The organism is Hymenobacter sp. NBH84 (genome assembly GCF_014217645.1).
Taxonomy (GTDB): domain Bacteria; phylum Bacteroidota; class Bacteroidia; order Cytophagales; family Hymenobacteraceae; genus Hymenobacter; species Hymenobacter profundi.
The window spans coordinates 320,889-340,816 of the sequence record NZ_CP043644.1 but is presented as its reverse complement, the minus strand read 5'-3'; the positions used below and the strand labels follow the sequence as shown (position 1 = coordinate 340,816).

The 19,928-nt window shown below is 58.9% G+C and carries 9 protein-coding genes and 1 pseudogene; 9 read left to right on the top strand and 1 reads right to left on the bottom strand.

Going from position 1 to position 19,928, the window contains the following annotated elements:
- Positions 1-80 precede the first annotated feature (80 nt).
- The 3 genes from F1C16_RS01435 to F1C16_RS01425 all read left to right on the top strand — a co-directional run bounded on the left by F1C16_RS01435 (position 81) and on the right by F1C16_RS01425 (position 6,333).
- Positions 81-1,205 (top strand): ROK family protein, encoded by a 1,125-nt coding sequence (locus F1C16_RS01435; protein ID WP_219733383.1) that lies wholly within the window; start codon positions 81-83, stop codon positions 1,203-1,205.
- Positions 1,206-1,339: 134 nt separating this feature from the next.
- Positions 1,340-4,408, top strand: a complete 3,069-nt coding sequence (locus F1C16_RS01430; protein WP_219733382.1) for a SusC/RagA family TonB-linked outer membrane protein — start codon at positions 1,340-1,342, stop codon at positions 4,406-4,408.
- Between the two features lie 20 nt (positions 4,409-4,428).
- Entirely contained in the window at positions 4,429-6,333 is a 1,905-nt protein-coding gene (locus tag F1C16_RS01425; RefSeq protein WP_185282614.1) for a SusD/RagB family nutrient-binding outer membrane lipoprotein, read from the top strand.
- 212 nt (positions 6,334-6,545) lie between these two features.
- Here F1C16_RS01425 and F1C16_RS01420 read toward each other — a convergent pair.
- Positions 6,546-7,097, bottom strand: a pseudogene (locus F1C16_RS01420) (RBBP9/YdeN family alpha/beta hydrolase); the annotation flags it as partial.
- Positions 7,098-7,416: 319 nt separating this feature from the next.
- Between F1C16_RS01420 and F1C16_RS01415 the strand changes: the two are divergent.
- The 6 genes from F1C16_RS01415 (at position 7,417) to F1C16_RS01390 (ending at position 19,754) form a co-directional block, all read left to right on the top strand.
- Positions 7,417-12,945 (top strand): alpha-2-macroglobulin, encoded by a 5,529-nt coding sequence (locus F1C16_RS01415; RefSeq protein ID WP_185282613.1) that lies wholly within the window; start codon positions 7,417-7,419, stop codon positions 12,943-12,945.
- A 60-nt stretch (positions 12,946-13,005) separates the two neighbouring features.
- Positions 13,006-13,485 carry a hypothetical protein gene (locus F1C16_RS01410; protein ID WP_185282612.1) on the top strand — a complete coding sequence of 160 codons (480 nt, stop codon included), beginning with the start codon at positions 13,006-13,008 and terminating at the stop codon, positions 13,483-13,485.
- Positions 13,486-13,516: 31 nt separating this feature from the next.
- Positions 13,517-14,395 carry a hypothetical protein gene (locus F1C16_RS01405; RefSeq protein ID WP_185282611.1) on the top strand — a complete coding sequence of 293 codons (879 nt, stop codon included), beginning with the start codon at positions 13,517-13,519 and terminating at the stop codon, positions 14,393-14,395.
- Between the two features lie 141 nt (positions 14,396-14,536).
- Positions 14,537-16,927, top strand: coding sequence for a penicillin-binding protein 1C (pbpC, locus tag F1C16_RS01400; RefSeq protein ID WP_185282610.1), 2,391 nt, complete (start codon positions 14,537-14,539; stop codon positions 16,925-16,927).
- Between the two features lie 244 nt (positions 16,928-17,171).
- Positions 17,172-18,569, top strand: a complete 1,398-nt coding sequence (locus F1C16_RS01395; protein WP_185282609.1) for a TolC family protein — start codon at positions 17,172-17,174, stop codon at positions 18,567-18,569.
- A gap of 12 nt (positions 18,570-18,581) precedes the next feature.
- Positions 18,582-19,754 (top strand): efflux RND transporter periplasmic adaptor subunit, encoded by a 1,173-nt coding sequence (locus F1C16_RS01390; protein WP_185282608.1) that lies wholly within the window; start codon positions 18,582-18,584, stop codon positions 19,752-19,754.
- Positions 19,755-19,928 lie beyond the last annotated feature (174 nt).

Sequence of the window (19,928 nt, the reverse complement as noted above, 5' to 3'; positions counted from 1 at the left end):
ACGTGCTCAACAAACAAGTTCTTTACAAGAAGTGCATCGCGAAACACTTGTATTTCGCTGGTGAGCTTTCCTGTGCGGAGTTGAGCACGAGCCTAGGCAAAAGCTTGCCGCTTATCAACCGGCTGATAACGGAACTAATCAGCGAGGGCGCGGTAATTGAGACGGGCTATGCGCCTTCAACCGGCGGCAGAAGGCCCCTGATGTACTCCTTAAAGCCCGACCTACAATATGTGGTGGCAGTGGCCATGGACCAGCTGATTACGCGCATCGTGCTGCTGGATATGAAGAACAACCCCGTTGGGGAAGTTGAAACACTGGAGCTAGAACTGGCACACACCCCCGGCGCCCTACACCAGCTAACGGCCTTCCTAGCGGACTTCATCGCCAAATCGGGTGTTCCAAAAAGTAAGATAGTAGGCATCGGCATTGGGATGCCGGGATTTGTAGATATCGCCAAAGGGATCAACTACTCCTTCCTCGAAGCTGATGACGACAGCATAGTAGGCCAAATTGAGGCGGTAGTCGGAATTCCAGTGCTGATCGACAACGATTCGAGCTTGGTGGCACTGGCCGAGCTGAAGTTGGGTGCCGCCCGCGACAGGCAGAACGTGATGGTGCTGAACCTCGGCTGGGGCACGGGCCTGGGCATGATCATGAAGGGAGAACTGTTCAGGGGGCACAACGGCTTCGCGGGCGAGTTCAGCCACATGCCGCTGTTTATGAACAACAAGCTGTGCAGCTGCGGCAAAACCGGCTGCCTGGAGACGGAAGCCTCGCTGCTGGTAATTGCCGAGAAGGCCGTAGAGACCCTCAAGCAGGGGAAGCGTTCTAGCCTACAAGGGATTACCATAGGCCCTATCGATCAGGTGGTCAACACCATTATGCAGGCGGCCCTGAAGGGCGACAGCTTTGCGATAGAGCTAATTACGGAATCGGCCTACAACATCGGCCGCGGGGTATCTATCCTGATCCACCTGTTCAACCCAGAGTTGATTGTGCTGAGCGGCCGGGGGGCGGTGGTGGGCAAGCTGTGGCTGGCGCCCATTCAGCAGGCCATCAATGAGCACTGCATCCCGAAGATTTCGGAAAACACGGCGCTTACCATTTCTCCCTTGGGCTACGAGGCCGAACTACTCGGTGCTGCCGCCCTCGTCATGGACCACTACGATACGCTACTGCCGGCACCCCAAAAAGTGCACGCTTAATTTTTTTTGGTTTAAGAGGGACTAACTCTCTTTAAACCAGCGACTACTCTAATCCCTACTTTCAATTCAACTATATGAGAAACATGTTTACTAGAGGGTTCCTGCTTTGTCTGCTGCTGAGCCTTTTTGCGAGTATGGCCTTTGCCCAGCAGCGGCGTACTATCACGGGCAAGGTAACAGATGAGAAAGGCGCCCCCATCCCCTTTGCGTCCGTGCAGGTGAAGGGCACCACCAACGGCACCACCACCAACGACGACGGCGAGTTCAGCGTGACGCTGCAGAATAATGGGTCGGTGCTGGTTTTTAGCTCTATTGGCTACGCAAGCAAAGAGGTGGTTATCGGCGAAAGCAACGTCCTCAACGTGGTGCTGGGCAGCAGCACCAGCGAGATTGGGGAAGTGGTCGTAACGGCACTGGGCATTGAGCGGGAGCGGAAGTCGCTGGGCTACGCGGTGGAGGAAGTGGCGGGCCAAACGCTGGTAGAAGCCCGTGAGCCCAACGTGGTGAACGCGCTGTCGGGTAAAGTAGCAGGCTTGCAAGTACTGCGCTCCAGCAACGGCCCGGCCGGTTCTTCCAAGATCATCCTGCGGGGCAACAACTCCCTTACCGGCGACAACCAGCCCTTGATTGTAGTAGACGGCATACCGATCAGCAACGCGACGGGTGCCATCAACAATGATTACTTCAACCCCTCAGTGGACATGGGCAACGGCCTGTCGGACATCAACCCGGAGGATATTGCCAGTATTTCGGTGCTAAAAGGACCAGCCGCAGCGGCCCTATACGGCTCCCGGGCCGGCAATGGTGCCATCATCATCACCACCAAATCGGGTAGGCCGCAGAAGGGCCTGGGCATCACCATCTCGTCTACTGTAGGCATGGAGACGCTCTTTACGCACCCCAAGCTACAGGACTCTTTCGGGCAGGGTAGCAACAACATCTACGACAACCGCTCTGGCGCGAGCTGGGGTCCCAAGGCCGAGGGCCAGGACGTGACGAACTGGAACGGCGAGACGGTGCCCCTGCAGACCTACGACAACATTGGCAACTATTTCCGCACCGGCATCCGCTCCAACCAGAGCGTGTCGTTGCAGCAGCAATACAAGTCTACGGCCCTTTATACTTCCTACAACCGCCTGGACGACCAAAGCATCATCCCCGGCACCAAACTGACCCGAACCAACCTGATGGCCCGCGCCATCACCAACTTCGGGGCCGAAGACCGGTGGACCATCGACACCAAAATCCAGTACAGCCAGTCGACTGCCAACAACCGGCCGCTGGTGGGTGCCAACACCAGCAACTCCTACAGCACGCTGTATAACCTGCCCCGCTCGCTGGACATCCGCCAGTTTAAGCCGGCGGTGACCGAGGAGGGCGGTATGCTCTGGTACGGTGGTAGCAACCAGATCAACCCCTACTGGAACAACAAATACAACCTTAACGAGGACGTCCGGGACCGGTTCATTATGAACGGCTCGTTGAAATATGCCTTCACCAATTGGCTGACGGGTGAAATCAGAGGCGGGGCGGACAAGTACTACACCAACGCCCAATCCAACCTGTACGCTGGCAGCCCCATTGCCGCCAACGGCCGCTATACCTTGGGCAAGCAAAACTTCACTGAAACCAACTACAGCGCGCTACTCACGGCCAAGCAGGACAACGTGATAGGCAAGCTGGGGGGTGTGGCGCTGCTGGGCACCAACTTCATGGAACAGCAGTTCAGCGACTTGAACAGCAACTCGGGTGATTTGGTGGTACCGAACCTGTTTTCGCTGAACAACGGCGTCGGCAACCCAACTGTTGGCCAGGGCTTCACTCAGAAAAGAATCAACTCCATCTACGGCTCGGCGCAGTTGAACTGGGACGGCTACCTGTTCCTGGACGTGACGGGGCGTAACGACTGGTCGACGACGCTGAGCGAGAACAACCGCTCGTTCTTCTACCCCTCCTTCAGCGGCTCCTACGTTTTCACCGACATGGTGGAGAAGGCCGGGGGTACGCTGCCGGGCTGGCTCAGCTTTGGTAAGCTCCGGGCTTCCTACGCTGTGGTCGGCAACGACCTCTCACCCTACCGCCTGTACAACATCTACACCATCGGCAAAGACCCGAACGGCAACACCACAGCCGGCAAAAACAGCACCCTGTATGACTCCAACATCCGCAGTGAGCGGATCAAATCGTACGAAGCTGGCATAGAGCTGCGGTTCCTGAAAGACCGCCTCGGGGTTGACGTGGCCGTGTACCGGTCCAATGCCACCGACCAGCTGATTTACCTTCCCCTGGATCCGCTGAGCGGCTACAGCAACCGAATCATCAACGCGGGCAATATCCAGAACACCGGCATCGAGGCCCGCGCAAACGCCAGTATTATCCAGAATCCCACGGGCGTTAACTGGAACATTCTGGCAAACTTCTCCAGAAACAACAACACGGTAGAGTCGTTGGCCAACGAGGTGAAAACCTACACCTTGGGCGGCTTTGATGACGTGCAGGTAGTAGCTGCCGCCGGTGGCCGCTACGGCGAAATCTACGGCAGCAAGTTCCTGCGTGTAGACGACCCCACCAGCCCCTACAACGGCCAACTGCTGCTGAGCGCGGCCGGCCTACCGCAACGAGGCCAGCAGAATGTGAAGCTGGGCAACCAGCAGGCCAACGGACTGCTGGGCGTTACCAACACCATTACTTACAAAGGACTGGGGCTTTCCTTCCTGGTGGACGCCCGCTTCGGCGGCAAGATTTTCTCCTCTACCCTGTCGGGTATGCAGCTCAACGGCACCTCCTCCGTGACGGCCCCCAACGGCGAGCGGAACGAGTTTGTGGTAGACGGCGTAGTAGCGGGCACTAATGGCGGCAGCTACGAGCGCAACACTACGCCCGTGACGCAGCAGCTGTACTGGAATGCCATAGCCGGGGTTGGCAACCTGGGCATCACCGAAGCCAACCTCTACGACGCCTCCAACGTGCGCCTGCGCAACGTGCAGCTAAGCTATGGCCTACCGGCCAGTTTGCTGAGCAAAACGCCCCTGCAGCGGGTGAATGTAGGGGTAACCTGCACAAACGTATGGCTGATTAAGAGCCACATGAACGGACTGGACCCCGAGTCGGTTTACGCCACAGGCACCAATGCTACCGGCTTCGAGGGCGGCAGCCCGCCGACTACCCGCGCTTTCCTGTTTAACCTTGTACTAGGCTTCTAATCTTCGAATTACCTTTAGTCATGAAACCTATATTTAAACATTCCTGGGCGTTGCTGGCGACGAGTACGCTGCTGGCTGCCTGTAACAACTTCGACGAACTGAACGTCGACCCCCTGGCGGCCAGCGGCGACCAGGTGCAGGTGGAATACTTCATCAACAGCGCTATCGTCAACGCGCAGATGAACCCCGACGTGGCCGAGCGCTCGTTTGTGCTGTACTGGAAAACGGCGGCCCATCAGCAGGAAGACGAGGGCTTCTCCTCCGGCTCGGTAGACGACGGCTGGACAACGGCTTACTACAACCAGGTAGCCGGCTGGCTGAACGCGGCCAATACGGCCATTCAGATTGCCGACGAGCAAACGGCGAAAGGCCAGGCCAAAGCCTACACCCCTAATCTGGTGCAGGTGGCCCGCATCTGGCGCGCCTACTTGCTCAGTGAGATGTCGGACAACTTTGGTCCCGTTCCCATTGATGCCTTCCAGGGCGTAAACCCGAGTTTTTCCGACACGAAGGACGTATACTACTACGTGCTGGACGAACTGAAAGACGCCAGCGCCAAGCTGGACATTTCCGTCGTAAACCCTTCGGACCTAGCTAAGCAAGACCCTGCCTATGGCTACGACTACGCCAAGTGGAAAAAGTACGCCAACTCCCTGCGCCTGCGCTTGGCCATGCGCTTGTCCGAAGTAGACCCCGCTAAGGCCAGAGCGGAGTTTGAGGAGGCTGCCAAGCTGGATCTGCTGACCACCATGGACGGCACGTTCCAGGTGAAGGAGAAGCCAGGCTGGGATGCCCTCACCGGCGTGATGAGCCGTGAGTGGAACCCGCAATTTCTGTCGCCTACCCTCTTCAACATCTACTTCGGCCTGGGCGGCGTGCCTTCCAAGGATCAACTGCCGGCTAGCATGGCGCAGTATGTGAAGCCGGCCGACTGGATGGGCGTGAAGTATGAAGACCACTTTGCCACCAAAACCAACGACCCCTCGGCTGGCTTCTGGTTCGATGGACTTCCCTACTCCATCGACCCGCGGGCGTACAAGGCCTTCATCATTCCAGGCGATTTTACCAATCCCGGCTTCAGCAACTATCCTTCCTACACTAGCAACGCCAAAAACACTAAGCGCAATCTGGTAGATGACAAAGGCGCTGTGGTGCAGACCATAGACGCGGCCTACACCTGGAACCCGGGCATAAACGGTGAATGGGGTGCCAAGGGCGCCAAAAACAAGGTTTCGTATTACTTCTCCGGCACCATTCCGCGGCTATCGCAGCAGTTTAGAGGCAGCCAGAGCCAGCGCATCTTCTTCGCTCCTTGGGAAACCTACTTCCTGCTAGCTGAAGCAGCAGAGCGCGGCTGGAGCACGCCCATGACTGCCCAGAAGGCGTACGAGGCGGGCGTCACTTCCAGCTTTTCTTACTGGAACGTGCCTGTGGGCAGCTACTTAACCTCCGAGGACTATAATCGGTGCGGCACTTCCGTGAACTGGACGCACACAGACGAGCCGGCCGCTACCCGCACACTGAACTACAAAAACGGCTACACCAACCAGGCCGGAACGGTGGCGTTTACCTACCCTACCAACAACCTGTACAAGAACGGCACGGTTAAGAACGACCACCTGACCAAGATTATCACCCAGAAGTACATCGCGCAGCTACCTTGGCTGCCGTTGGAGGCCTGGAGCGACCAGCGCCGCCTGGGTCTGCCGTTCTTCGAAAATCCGGCAGTGGAGAACCCACTAGTTGATTTGCCCGCCCTCACGCAGTCCAACTACATGAAGAGCGAGGTAGCTTTCTTCCCGCAACGCCTCAAGTACCCCTCCAGCCTACCCAATACCAACGCCAAAGGCTATGGGGAGGCCGTGGGCTTCCTGGGTGGTAAAGACAACGCTTTCACCCCGCTGTGGTGGGCTAAAAAGCAGTAGTATTACTCCCCAAAATAGTAGCCCTACCGATCAATGTACCTAGTGCTTTGGTCGGTAGGGCTACTGCTTTGGGGGGGTGCTTCGCTTGTTGCCTAGCCGCTTCTATGGGGTCTAACTTCGGTGTACGCGTTGCCGGGGTTTAGCTTAGAGCGGGAAAGGATATTTGCAGAAACGTAGCCGGCAAGAGGGCACTTTAATGCCACTCCCTACTCCTATCCCAACAACTCCTGAAGTAACTGATACCCCTGCGGCCACAGCCCCAACCCTGATTCGGAGTTTAGATGCCCTAGCGCACCTACATTCACAAACCGGCTACCCCAGGCCGCCGCAAACTGTTGGGCTCTAGCTAGGCTGACGTACTGATCATCGGTGCTGGCTACCACGATGCTGGGAAACGGTAGGCGCGCCAGTGGCATGGGCGCAAAGCCTACTACTTCGGGCGGGAAGTCGGGCCGGTCGACATCGGCGGGCGCTACGAGCAGAACGCCTTGCAAGTGGTGGCGAGTAGTAGCGGCCCAGTGCGCCACCGTAGCGCAGGCCAGGCTGTGCGCCACCAGCACCACTTGTGGGCCGGCAGCAGCTACGGTAGCTTCAAGCGTTTGCACCCAATCAGCGCAAACGGGGTGGTTCCAATCGTGCTGCTGCACGCGTTGGTAGCCGTACTGCTGTTCCCACTGCGTTTGCCAGTGTATCGGGCCAGAGTTGCCTAGTCCAGGCGCGGTGAGAATGGTAGTAGGCATAAGGAAGTGGTTGTCCTGCGACTGTAAGCGCTTGCTATGTAAGCTACGCCAGCGTGAAGCAAGGTAACTAGCGCAAGTTTAGCACAGCGTAGCTCGTGCCGACTATGCCGGGAGTTGTGCTTGCCTCACCAGAATGATGCTATGTGAACAGCACGGTTCTTCTATGCGGCAGATGAGGTGCAACCTCATCCTCGAAGTGAACCGAAGCACGAGTTACGTTACGCTAAACTCAGGCTAATTAAACAGGTATTTCGCTCATGTTAAGCTGAATTTAACATATACAAAAAAGCATATAACACCCGTTTTCTATACCTTACCCCTCTATCCAACTCCACTATACACAATGCCCCGTCTACCCCGCTTGGCGCTGCTGTGGCTGCTGCTATTCCTATGCGCCTGCACAAAAACCACTTCGCCTACTGCCCCCAACGGCGAAGAAATTGACCCTTACCAAAACCTGGTATTTGAGTTTGACCAGGCGGTAGTAGGGCCGGAGCAGCAAGACCGCTGGGATACCACGCAGGTAGTAACATTTGAGCCGGCCGTGCGGGGCAAGTTCAAGTGGAACAACGACCGGGAGCTGATCTTCTCGCCCCTCACGCCGTTCCGACCCAGCACTACCTTCCGGGCGACGCTGCGGCCCCAGGCCCTACCCACCGACAAGCGCGACACCAAGCTACCGGAGAACCGGCAGGTGTTTCACACACCTTACCTCCAGCCGGGCACGGTGCAAGCTTTTTGGGGCCGCTCGCGGCGGGCGGCGGGCACCGCTGAGGTGCGCCTCGATGTGCCCTTCAACTATGCCGTGCGGCCCGCCGACGTGCGCCCGCTGCTGCGCCTCACGCAGAACGGGCAGCCGGTGGCCTTCGAGGTGCTGACCACCGAGCCCGACCAGACCATCCAACTTGCCCTCACGCAGGACGTACGGCCCGGCTCCCCGCTCACGGTGGCGCTGGCGGCCGGGCTGCGCGCCGCTGGCAGCGACCAGCCCACTACGCAGGATTTCACCCTACCTGTAGATGTGCCCGACCCGCAGGCCCTGGCCGTGAGCAGCGTATCGGGCTACTTGCAGGGCGCCGACCCGGTGGTAACGGTGCGCACCAACCAGCCCGTAGCAGAGGGCGACCTGACAGGCGTGCTGGCCGTGTCGCCACAGGTGCCGTTTGCAGTGGAGACGCAGGAGGGCGGCTTCACGTTGAAGGGCGGGTTTGAGGTAGGTAAGAGCTACCAGGTGCGCATCGGCAGCGGCTTGCGCGGCACGTTGGGCGGCCAGCTGGACGAGGACGTGACCCAAACCGTAAGCTTCGGCAACGAGCGGCCGACCATCAGCTTTGCCAGTGGCGACAAGGCCATGTACCTCGATGCGCTGGGCGCCCGCAACCTGGGCGTGCGCATCAACGAGGTGGCGCAGGTGAAGGTGACCATTGCGAAAGTCTACGCCAACAACATACAGCAGCTGTTGCGTAGCGGCTCGCAATACGGCTACCCAGAGTACGACCCCGATTCTGAAGAAGACAACACGGACGACAACGGCGAGTACATTGACCGTTCGTTTCAGTACTACGACGTGGAGAACTTGGGCAACGTGCTGTCGGAGCGCACCTACACGGTGGCGGGGCTACCCAAGCAACAGGGCTTGCGCTTACTCAACCTGAGCCTGAAAGAACTGGAGTTTACCGACGGGCTGAAGGGTCTTTATATCATCAAAATACAGGACACCGAGCGGCAGTGGCTGCAAGTGAGCAAGCTGGTGGCCGTCACCGACATCGGCCTGATTGTGAAGCAGGGCGCGGCGGGAAGCACGCTGGTATTTACCAACTCCATCCGCGACGCCAAGCCACTGGCGGGCGTGTCGGTGCGCTTTGTGAGCAGCAACAACCAGGTGATGGGCACCGGCACTACCAACGCCGACGGCGTGGCGAAATTCGACAGCACCGCCGCTACCAGCCGGTTCCGACTGGGCATGGTGATGGCGCAGCGCCAGTCCGATTTCACGTTTTTGGACCTGAGCCGGAGCCGCGTGGAAACGTCGCGGTTTGAGGTAGGCGGCCTGCAACGCAATGCGGCCCGCTACCAGGCTTTCCTGTATGGCGACCGGGACCTGTACCGCCCCGGCGACACCATTCGCACGAACACCATCATTCGCACCGAGAATTGGCAAGCGCCACCTAAGAATCTACCCGTTAAGATTCGTTTGCTTCTACCCACCGGCAAGGAATACGCTAGTTTGCGCAAGCAACTGTCGGCGGCAGGTTCATTTGAGGCGCAGTTTATCCTGCCGCCCAGCATCATGACCGGCCTCTACACGCTAGAAGTCCTCACCGGCAACGACGTGCTGCTGACCTCGTGCCAGCTCAGCGTGGAGGAGTTCATTCCTGATAGAATGAAGGTGACGGTGAAAGCCTCGCGGGCCGTGGTGAAGCCGGGCCAGCCGGTTTCGGCCCAGATTATGGCCCAAAACCTGTTCGGCCCACCCGCCGCCGACCGCAAGTTTGAGGTGGAGTTTTCACTGAAAGAAAAGCCCTTCACCCCGAAAAACTACCCCGACTACACCTTCGCCATCAACAGCGGCGAGAAGCGGCGCGGCAATTACGGCTACCAAGAGCAAACGCCCATTTCGGCCCGCTTCGAGAAGACGGTGCGCGAAGGCACCACCGACGCCGCCGGCCGCGGCACCGCCACCTACCAGGTGCCCGACTACACCGACCTGGGCACACTGGAAGGTGCGGCCTTCGCCACGGTGTTCGACGAAACCGGCCGCCCGGTGAACCGCCTCGCTACCTTCGAGGTACAGACGCAGCCAGTGCTGTTTGGTATTAAGGAGCTGCCGGAGCTGGTGAGCACCCGCGAAAAGGTGCCGGTGCAGATGGTAGCCCTCACGCCCGCCGGTCAGCCTACCAGCGCCTCGGCGCGGGTGCAGGTGGTACGTCTACTCTGGGAAACCGTGATTGAGCGCCAGGGCGGCCGCTACATCTACAACTCGCAGAAGCGCGAGCAAGTAGTATCTAGTCAGCAACTTACCGTGGGTGCGGGTGGTGGCGTAGCGGTGTCATTCGCGCCTACCTACTCCGGCGAGTACGAAATCCGAGTGGCGCGGCCGGGTGCGACTACCTACGTGGCCCAGCGCGTGTACGCCTACGGCTACGGCGACACCCAGGCCAACAGCTTCGAGGTGAACAACGAGGGCGAGGTGACCATCGAGCCCGACAAGCCGAAATACGAGCCCGGCGAAACGGCCCACCTGCTGCTGAAAACGCCCTTCCCCGGCCGCGTGCTGGTGACGGTGGAGCGGAACAGGGTGCTGAACAGCTTCTACGTGACCACCGACGAGAAATCGGCCAAGGTAGACGTGCCGATACGCGCCGGGCACGTGCCCAACGTGTACGTGACGGCCACAGCCATCCGCGCCATTCGCGACAACCGCCTACCCCTCACGGTGGCCCGCGGCTTCGTGCCGCTCATGGTAGAGAAGCCCGGCTCGAAGCTGACTGTCAGCATTAAAGCGCCCGTGCAAAGTCGTTCCCAGACCTTCCAGACCATTGAGGTGAGCACCGCGCCCAAGGCCCAGGTAACTCTGGCCGTGGTGGACGAGGGTATTTTGCAGATGAAGGATTACCGCACGCCCGACCCGCACGGCTACTTCTACCAGAAGCGCGCCCTGGAGGTGCAGGCCTACGACGTGTACCCCTTCCTACTCCCCGAACTCGGCACCAGCAGCAGCGGCGGCGACGCCGCCGACCTCTCCCGCCGCACCACGCCCGTGCCCTCGCGCCGCGTGAAACTCCTAGCCAAATGGAGTGGCGTATTCACGGCCGATGCCAGCGGCAAAGTGCGCTACCGCGTGCGGATTCCGCAGTTTTCGGGGGCCGTGCGCATCATGGCCGTGGCCTACAAAGACGACGCATTCGGCGCGGCCGAACACACCATGCGTGTCGCCGATCCGGTGGTCATCAGCACCGCCCTACCCCGCTTCCTCAGCCCCGGCGACACGATTGACGTGCCGGTGACGCTGACGAATACGACGAACGGGAAAATTTTGGTTATGGTAGAACCAGGGCTGACTGGCCCACTCGAATTGGCCGAACCTCATAAAGTTCTGCCTCATACGAATGGCGTTATCACTGAACAAGCCAGTCAATACTGGTTACCTCTAAATCCGAATAATGAGAGGCGTTTCACCTTTCCTATCAGAGCAACACAATCTATTGGGAATGGTATTGTCACTGTAAAAGTAACAGGTAAGAAAGGCATAACAGAAACCTTCACTGAAACCATCGAATTACCCGTCCGCCCCGCCTCACCCTTACAGAAGCGCAACGGTTCCGGCGAGGTAGCGGGCGGCGCGACGCAGCCGCTGAAGCTGCAAACGGATTTCCTACCCTCGTCGCTGCGGAGTCAGCTGGTGGTGAGCCGCTCGCCGATGACGGTGTTTGCCAAGGACTTGCGCTACCTGTTGCAGTACCCGTACGGCTGTTTGGAGCAAACCGTGTCGGCTGCTTTCCCGCAGCTGTACTACGGCGATTTGGCGGCTACGCTGGGGCAGCAAACCGGCAAGGTCGCGAAGGCGAGTCCGTATAATCCTAACTACCACGTGCAGGAGGCCATCCGCAAGGTAGAGGCCCAGCAGATGTACAACGGCAGCCTCAGCTACTGGCCCGGCGGCGACTACGATAACTGGTGGGCCACGGCCTACGCCGCCCACTTCCTGCTCGAAGCCCAACAAGCCAGCTTCACGGTCAACAAAACCGTACTGGATAGGGTGCTGCGCTACCTGCAAGCGCGGGTGCGCCGCCGCGAAACGGACACCTACAACATCATCCAAACGGGCGGCGCCATCCAGCCCGTCACGCGGGCCAAGCGCGAAACCGCCTACTCCCTCTACGTGCTGGCCCTGGCTGGTCAGCCCGACGCGGTGGCGCTGAACTACTACAAGGCCAACCGCGCCCTACTCACCGAGGATGCGCGCTGGGTGCTGGCCTGCACCTTTGCCGTAGCCGGCAACCAGCGCAGCTTCCAGCAGCTCCTACCCGCCCGCTTCGCCCCCAAAACCACCGATGGCCGCGAGCTGGCCGGCTCGTTCTCTTCACTCATCCGCGACGAGGCGCTGGTGCTCAACGCCCTACTCGCCGCCGACGCCGACCACCCGCAGGTGGCCCCGCTGGCCCGGCAGCTCAGCCGGCAGGTGCAGCAGGCGAGTTGGCTGAACACCCAGGAACGGGCGTTTTCCCTACTCGCCCTGGGCAAGCTGGCCCGCCGCAACGCCGCCAGCACCGTCACGGCCGCGTTGCTGGCCGATGGCAAGGTAGTAGGGCAGTTCTCGGGCAAGGATGTGTCGGTGACGAACGTGGCCAACCGCCCGCTGATGCTGCGCACGCAGGGCAGCGGCAAGCTCTACTATTTCTGGGAGATGGAGGGCATTTCGCCCACCGGCCGCGTGCCCGAGGAAGACCAGTACCTGCGCATCCGCCGCGAGTTCCTGGACCGCAACGGGCAGTTTTTCGCTACTACTTCCTTCAAGCAAAACGATCTGGTCGTAGTCCGCCTCACCCTGCAAGCCGCCGAATCGGCCGGCACCGTCGAAAACGTGGCCGTGACGGACCTGCTGCCCGCCGGCCTGGAAATTGAAAACCCGCGCATCGGCGCCGTACGCGACTTGGCCTGGGCCACCGACGCCGCCCAACCCGACTACCTCGACGTGCGCGACGACCGCCTGAACCTGTTCACCACCGCTACCCCGCGGCCCAAGGTATTCTACTACCTGGCACGGGCCGTAAGTAAAGGCACATTTAAGCTAGGCCCGGTGAGTGCCGATGCCATGTATAACGCGGCGTATCATTCGTATTCAGGCGCGGGCGTGGTGCGGGTTCGGTAAATTGTCATGCTGAGTGAAGTGGAGCATATCAGTTGGCAGCTAGAACGTTAAGGTGTTACTATGGAAACTTCCCTTGTTCTCTTTTATTTTATTGCTCTATTCGGACTGCTGAGCTTAGGTGCGCTGATTTTCTTTATCATACGAGCAGGAATACACCGATTCTGGCCCTCCACATCGCATCCTACCATAGTATCGGTAATGTTATCTATGGTGGCTACCCCACTACTGTGTATTCTTGGTTTTTACCTGTTCCTCGTTATCTATTTTTACTACCCGCACCGAGATTTTAATCAAGATACTTGGGCTGCTAAACAGGATAAGCGCTACGAGATGGTAGACGACCTGCAAAGTTCGCATCAACTGATTGGCTTAACTGAGAAACAGGTTACTACCCTATTAGGCAAGCCAGATATGCGTTTTGAAAACAGTTGGGAGTATTATTTGGGCATGCCTCCTAAACTCATTCCAATTGATGGTGATGCACTCTCTCTGGAATTCCGTGATGGTAGAGTGACGCGCTATTGGGTGCACGAGACGTAGTGTTGAGCAGTATCTTCTACCTTTAGATCATATGAACTATCTTATTTACCTCGCCCACGGTCCGGCTGAACTCCGTAGCGAGGCACTGTATAGTATCCTCTCCTACTTCGAGGTAGCGCCTGTGCCACCCGCTACCGTGCTCATTTATACTGATGCGCCAGATGCTTTCCGGGCTGTGCTGGGTGAGCGGGCCGACGTACTTTACCCCAATGTAACGGCGGCTGAATGGCAAACGTGGCGCGGCGAATCGAACATGGTGTACCTACTGAAGATTGGGGTACTGGAACATGCTGCGGCACACTATCCCGGTAACTTGTTGTTTGTGGATACAGACACAATTTGGCAACGCGACCCCACCCCCATCTTCGAGCAGATTGCGCAGGGCGTACGATTTATGCACGTCAACGAGGGGATATTGCGCACGGGCAATACGCTAAGTCGAAAGGTGTATCGTCATTTGCAAGGCCGCGAGTTTCAAGCAGGCGCAGCGCGAGTGAGCATCACGCCCGATACACCGCTGTACAACTCCGGCGTTATCGGGTTTCAAAGCAAAGACGCAGCTTTGCTACGTGATGTAATGCAACTGGCCGACCAGCTCTACGCCGCTTACCACAAGCACATGATGGAGCAACTGGCCACCGGCCTGCGCCTCGGCTTGGATAGCCCATTACGCGAAGCGGCGCCCTACGTGCTGCACTATTGGAACCTGAAAGCTGCCCGGCCAGTACTAGCGCGGGTGTTTGAAAAATATCAGGGTCAACCAACTACTGAGTTGCTAGCGCGGGCGCATCAACTCAATCTCCCAGTTATTCACGAAGCAGAACTGGCGTATCGTACCCTACCCAGCTGGCGCCGCACGTTGCTGAAGCTGCTGGGCAAGCGGTGGCGAATGCCAGAGCTTGCGGTGTGATATAGAGACAGACTAGGTTGTGTCTCATCGTTGCTAGTGTTGTTCAACCAACGCGGTTTCGGTCATTCAACGAGAAGAAATAAGATTTTGTACCTCTGCTTTTACTTTGCGCAACGGCTCTAAAAGCATCATTTTGCCCTCATGAAACGGCGCACCGGCATATGGCTCCTCGCGGCACTAGGACTGCTGCTCGTGCTGCTGCTCGGCCTCAATTGGGCGTTTTCCCTACCCCCTACCCCGCGCTACTCCCCCCTGGTGCTAGCGGCCGATGGCTCGGTACTGCACGCCTACCTCAACCCTACCCAGAAGTGGCGGATGAAGTCGGAACTGGCGGATATAACGCCGGCACTACGGGCAGCTATTATCGAGAAGGAGGACCGGTATTTTCGTTGGCACTTCGGGGTGAACCCCGTGGCGGTGGTGCAGGCAGCCGGGCGCAACCTGCTGGGCCACGGGCGCACCACAGGCGCCAGCACCATTACTATGCAGGTGGCGCGGCTGCTGGAACCTAAGGAGCGTACCTTCGGCAACAAGCTGCTGGAAATGCTGCGCGCCGTGCAGTTGGAGGCACATTATAGTAAGGATGAAATCTTACAGCTCTACCTGAATCTGGTGCCTTATGGGGGCAACATTGAGGGCGTGAAGTCAGCGGCGCTGCTCTACTTCCAGCAGCCTCCCCACTACCTCTCGCTGGCCCAAACCGTTACGCTGGCCATCATCCCGAATCGCCCTACTAGCCTCGTGCTCGGCCGCGACAACGGCAGGATCATGCAGGAGCGCAACCGCTGGCTCCGGCGCTTCGGCCGCGCAAAGCTATTCCCACAGAAAGACATCAATGACGCCTTGTTGGAACCGCTCGATGCCCAGCGCCACGCTGCGCCTACCCTAGCCCCGCACTTGGCGCGGCGACTGGTACGGCAGTTTCCACGGGAGGCCATCATCCAGAGCACCTTGCAGCGCAGCCAACAGGCCCGCGCCGAGGACCTGACGCGCAACTACGTGCGCCGCCTGCACGAGCTAGGCATCACGCAGGCTGCCGTACTGGTGGTGAATAACCGCACCCGGCAGGTAGAGGCCTACGTCGGCTCGGCCGATTTCCGGGACTTTGCCGGGCAGGGGCAGAACGACGGCATCACGGCCATACGCTCGCCGGGCAGCACGCTCAAGCCGTTTCTTTACGCTCTGGCGCTGGACCGCGGCCTGGTCACGCCCAAGCTGCTGCTACCCGATGTACCCACCAACTTCCAGGGCTACCGCCCCGAAAATTTCGACAAGCACTGCCAGGGCGAAGTGACGTTGGAGCGCGCCCTGGCCTACTCCCTCAACATTCCGGCTGTGCGCGTGCTGCAAGAGGTGGGTGTGCCCACCTTCACCGAGCAGCTCCGGCGGGCCGGCTTCCGCAGCATCACCCGCAACCGGGCACAGCTGGGGCTCAGCAGTATTTTGGGTGGCTGCGGGGCTAGTTTGGAGGAACTAACGGGGCTTTATGCAGCACTGGCAAATGGGGGGAGGTATGCGGAGTTGCGACGGGTAGCACCCCGCCCCCCAGCCCCACACTCGCTTGATGTGCGACATCCTCCAGGAAAGGGGGAGCTGAATAGTAAGCAGGAAAGCAGTCGTCAGGCTCCCCCTCGCCCAGATGGGAGGGCGCTTGTCTCCCCCGCGGCCGCTTTCCTCGTCACCGACATCCTCTCGCAGCTTACCCGCCCCGACCTGCCCATCAACGCCACTAGCAGTTTGCGCCTACCCAAAATTGCCTGGAAAACCGGCACCAGCTATGGCCGCCGCGACGCTTGGAGCATTGGCTATAATAAGGAATACACGATTGGCGTATGGGTAGGGAATTTCAGCGGACAGGGCGCGCCTACCCTGACGGGTGCCGATGTAGCCACGCCCCTACTCTTCGACCTGTTCAATACCCTCGCCTATAACTCGCCCAACAACTGGTTTGCCCCGCCCGCGGCGCTGGATTTCCGGCTGGTATGCGCCGAAACCGGCTTGGTGCCGGGCGAGAACTGCCCCAACCAGATCATCGACTACTTCTTGCCCAACGTGAGCAGCGGGCGGCGCTGCCAGCACCAGCGCGAGGTGCTGGTGTCGGAAGACGGGGCGTTTGCTTACTGCCGGGCTTGTGCGCCGGCTGCGGGCTACCGGCGGGTGCTCTACCCTAATTTGCTACCTGAGGTGGCGGCCTACAAGGAGGCACAGGGCATTCCGTACCGCCGCCTACCCCCGCACAACCCGCAGTGTCAGCTGGTGCGCGGCGGCGCCGAGCGGGCGCCGAATATCACCTCGCCCCTACCCAATACCGAGTACGTGCTCGACCGCCACGAGCACCAGCAGCTCCTGCTTAGCTGCACCACCGATAGCGAGGTACGGCAGGTGCATTGGTACGTGAACGACCAATTTCTGCGAACCGCCAACGCAACCGAGCGGGTATTCTTTCGTCCTTCGCCGGGTCCATTGAAAATTTCCTGCGCCGACGACCACGGCCGCAACGTGGATGTGCAGGTGTTGATAACGGAGCAATAGAACTTCCGCATAGGGTAGCCAGATACCCTCGTGCACAAAAAAATATCAAACTGTAACCATCTGTATTACAGATGTAAACCCCTGTGCTACAGCAGGATTTACACAATAATAACCTGGTCAGTTAAAACATTCTGTATTCCGAACGGGTACATAACGGGCTTGCGCTCCGCCGAAACCAGTTTCGGTGGGCTACGCAGCCCCGGTAAAACGACTGCATTACATGATACAAGATGTACTAGGGATAATGCCCCGGCCCCTCCACTGGCTTCGCATTAGCCCCCGGCACTGGCTGGCTGCCTTGGCCATGCTGCTGGTGCTGCATGGCGCCTCGGCCCAACCAACAACCGCCCCCGTAGGCCAACCCCTGCCCGCTAATGCTACCCTCGACCAATGCGTAGAGTTTGCTTTGCGCAACCAGCCCCTCGTGCGCCAGTCGCAGCTGGATGAGCGCATTGCCGACCGCAACATACGCATCGGGCTTTCCTACTGGCTGCCGCAGATCAATGGCACGGGTGTATATACCCGGAACATTCAGCTCCAGGCATCGGTGCTGCCCGTCGATTTCACTGACCCTGCGGCTGGTCAGCGCATTGTGCGCTTTGGCCTGAAAAACGTGTCGACAGTAGGCTTGCAGGCGACCCAGTTGCTGTATAGCAACGACGTGTTGCGGGCTGCCCGCTCGGTGCGGGCCACCCGCCTGAACTACGCGCAGACGACGGCCCTCAACAAAATTGATGTAGTAACCAACGTTAGCAAAGCGTTCTACGACATTCTGCTGACCGAAGAACAGCTACGGATTTTGCTGGAAGTGTTGCAGCGGCAGGAACGCCAGGTGCGTGATGCCAAAGCGCAGTACGAAGTGGGCATTGCCGATAAAACCGACTTTCTGCGGGCTGATATTTCGTTGAAGAATGCAGCGGCACAGCGGCGCAGTCTGGTGGCCGCGCTGCCTGGCAAATACGCTACCCTCAAGCAACTGATGGGCATTGAAGCGGGCAATAACCTGGCGCTTAAATACGACACGCTGGAAATGGTTCGTCAAACGTTGCTGGATACCACCGTGCAACTGGCCTACGAGAAGCGGGTGGAAATTCAGCAGCTCCAGACGCAGAAGCAGCTTCAGCGCTATACCATCGATTACTACCGTTTCGGCTTCCTACCCTCACTGTCGAGCTACTACAACTACAACCGGGTATACCAGGACAACGATTTTTCGGAACTGTATAAGCAAGCCTTCCCCAACCAGCAGGCAGGTTTGCAGCTGGCCCTACCCATTTTCACAGGCACGCGGCGCTTGCAGAATCTGAAAATTGCGGAGTTGCAGGACGAGCAGTTGGACCTGACCATCTTCGACGCCAAAAACCAGATTAACAGCGAGTTTGAGCAAGCTATGGGTGCTTACAAAGGCTCCCTCAACGAGTTCTACACGATTGAGCAAAACGTGGCCGAGGCCAAGGAGGTGTACCGCATCTTGAACCTGCAATACCGCGAGGGCCTGCGCACGTTCTTGGACGTGATTATTGCCGAAACCGACCTGCGCACGGCCCAGCTCAACTACTACAACGCGCTGTTCAACGTGCTATCCACGAAGCTGGACGTGCAGCGGGCCTTGGGCAACATTACCTTCAATCAGAATCAGTAAACAACGAATCCCATGACGTGGAATTCTAAGCGAGTGTGGCCCGTGTTTGTCAGCAGTGCGCTGCTACTAGCCAGCTGCGGCTCCAAAGACGAAGAAGCACAACAGCAAGGTCCGCCCCCGGCCGTGCCAGTGGCCGTATATAAAGTGCAAAGCGAAGACGTGGTAAGCACCGACACCTACCCCGGCACGGTAGTACCCCTGAACGAGGTGCAGCTACTGGCCGAGGTAACGGGTTTTCTGACCAATATCTACGTGCAGGACGGCCAGCGCGTGACTAAGGGCCAGAAGCTATATACCATTGACCGCACCCGCTACGCTGCCGCCGCCAACGAGGCCCAGGCCCAGCTCGACGTAGCCAAAACCAACTACGACCGCGCCGTGCAGGATGCCCAACGCTACGAGCGCCTCGATAAGCTCGACGCCGTGGCCAAGCAGCAGGTAGACATTGCCCAGGCCAGCCGCGCCAATGCGGCCTCGCAGGTAGAAGCCGCCCGCGCCAACCTGCGCAGCGTGAACCTGGATTTGAACCATGCTACCATTACGGCCCCTCTCACGGGCACCATTGGTATTTCGCAGGTGAAACTGGGCGCCCTTGTCACGCAGGGCCAGACGCTCCTCAACACCGTATCGGCCGAAGACCCGATTGCGGTGGATGTGAACATCGGCGAGGCCGACATCACACGTTTCCTGGAACTCCAGAACAATTCCAGCGCCCGCCAGGACTCGGTGTTTACGCTGATGCTCCCCGGCAACCAGGAATATTCCCTACCCGGCAAGATTGTGACGGTAGACCGCGCCGTGGACCCGCAAACCGGGACGCTGCGTGTGCGCGTGCAATTCCCGAACCCCAAGAAGCTGCTGAAAGCCGGCATGAACGTGTCGGTGCGCGTGCGCAACCAGGACAACGGTAACCAGCTCGTGATTCCGACCAAAGCCCTTGTTGAGCAGCTCGGTGAGTTCTACGTGTATGTGGTAGGCGACAGCAACAAGGTAGCCCAGCAGAAAGTAGCAACGGGCGCCAAAATACAAGGCAAAACGGTGGTGCGCGGCGGCTTGAAGCAAGGCCAGACCATTGTGAGCGACGGCGTGCAGAACCTGCGCCAGGGCGCCGTAGTGCAGGTAGGCGACCCCAGCCAACCCGCCGCCGCGCAAGGCCAGGGCCAGCCCGCGGCTTCGGGCAAGTAGATTTTAAAAAGGCCGTCATGCTGAGCTTGTCGAAGCATCTCGCGTGCTGACGGCAGAGACTAGCTTTCATCAGCACGCGAGATGCTTCGGCAAGCTCAGCATGACTGATGAAGTACAGTACACCGCTTCCTTGCTCAGCATGACGGTCAACATCAGCAACGAAACGCGAGCTAA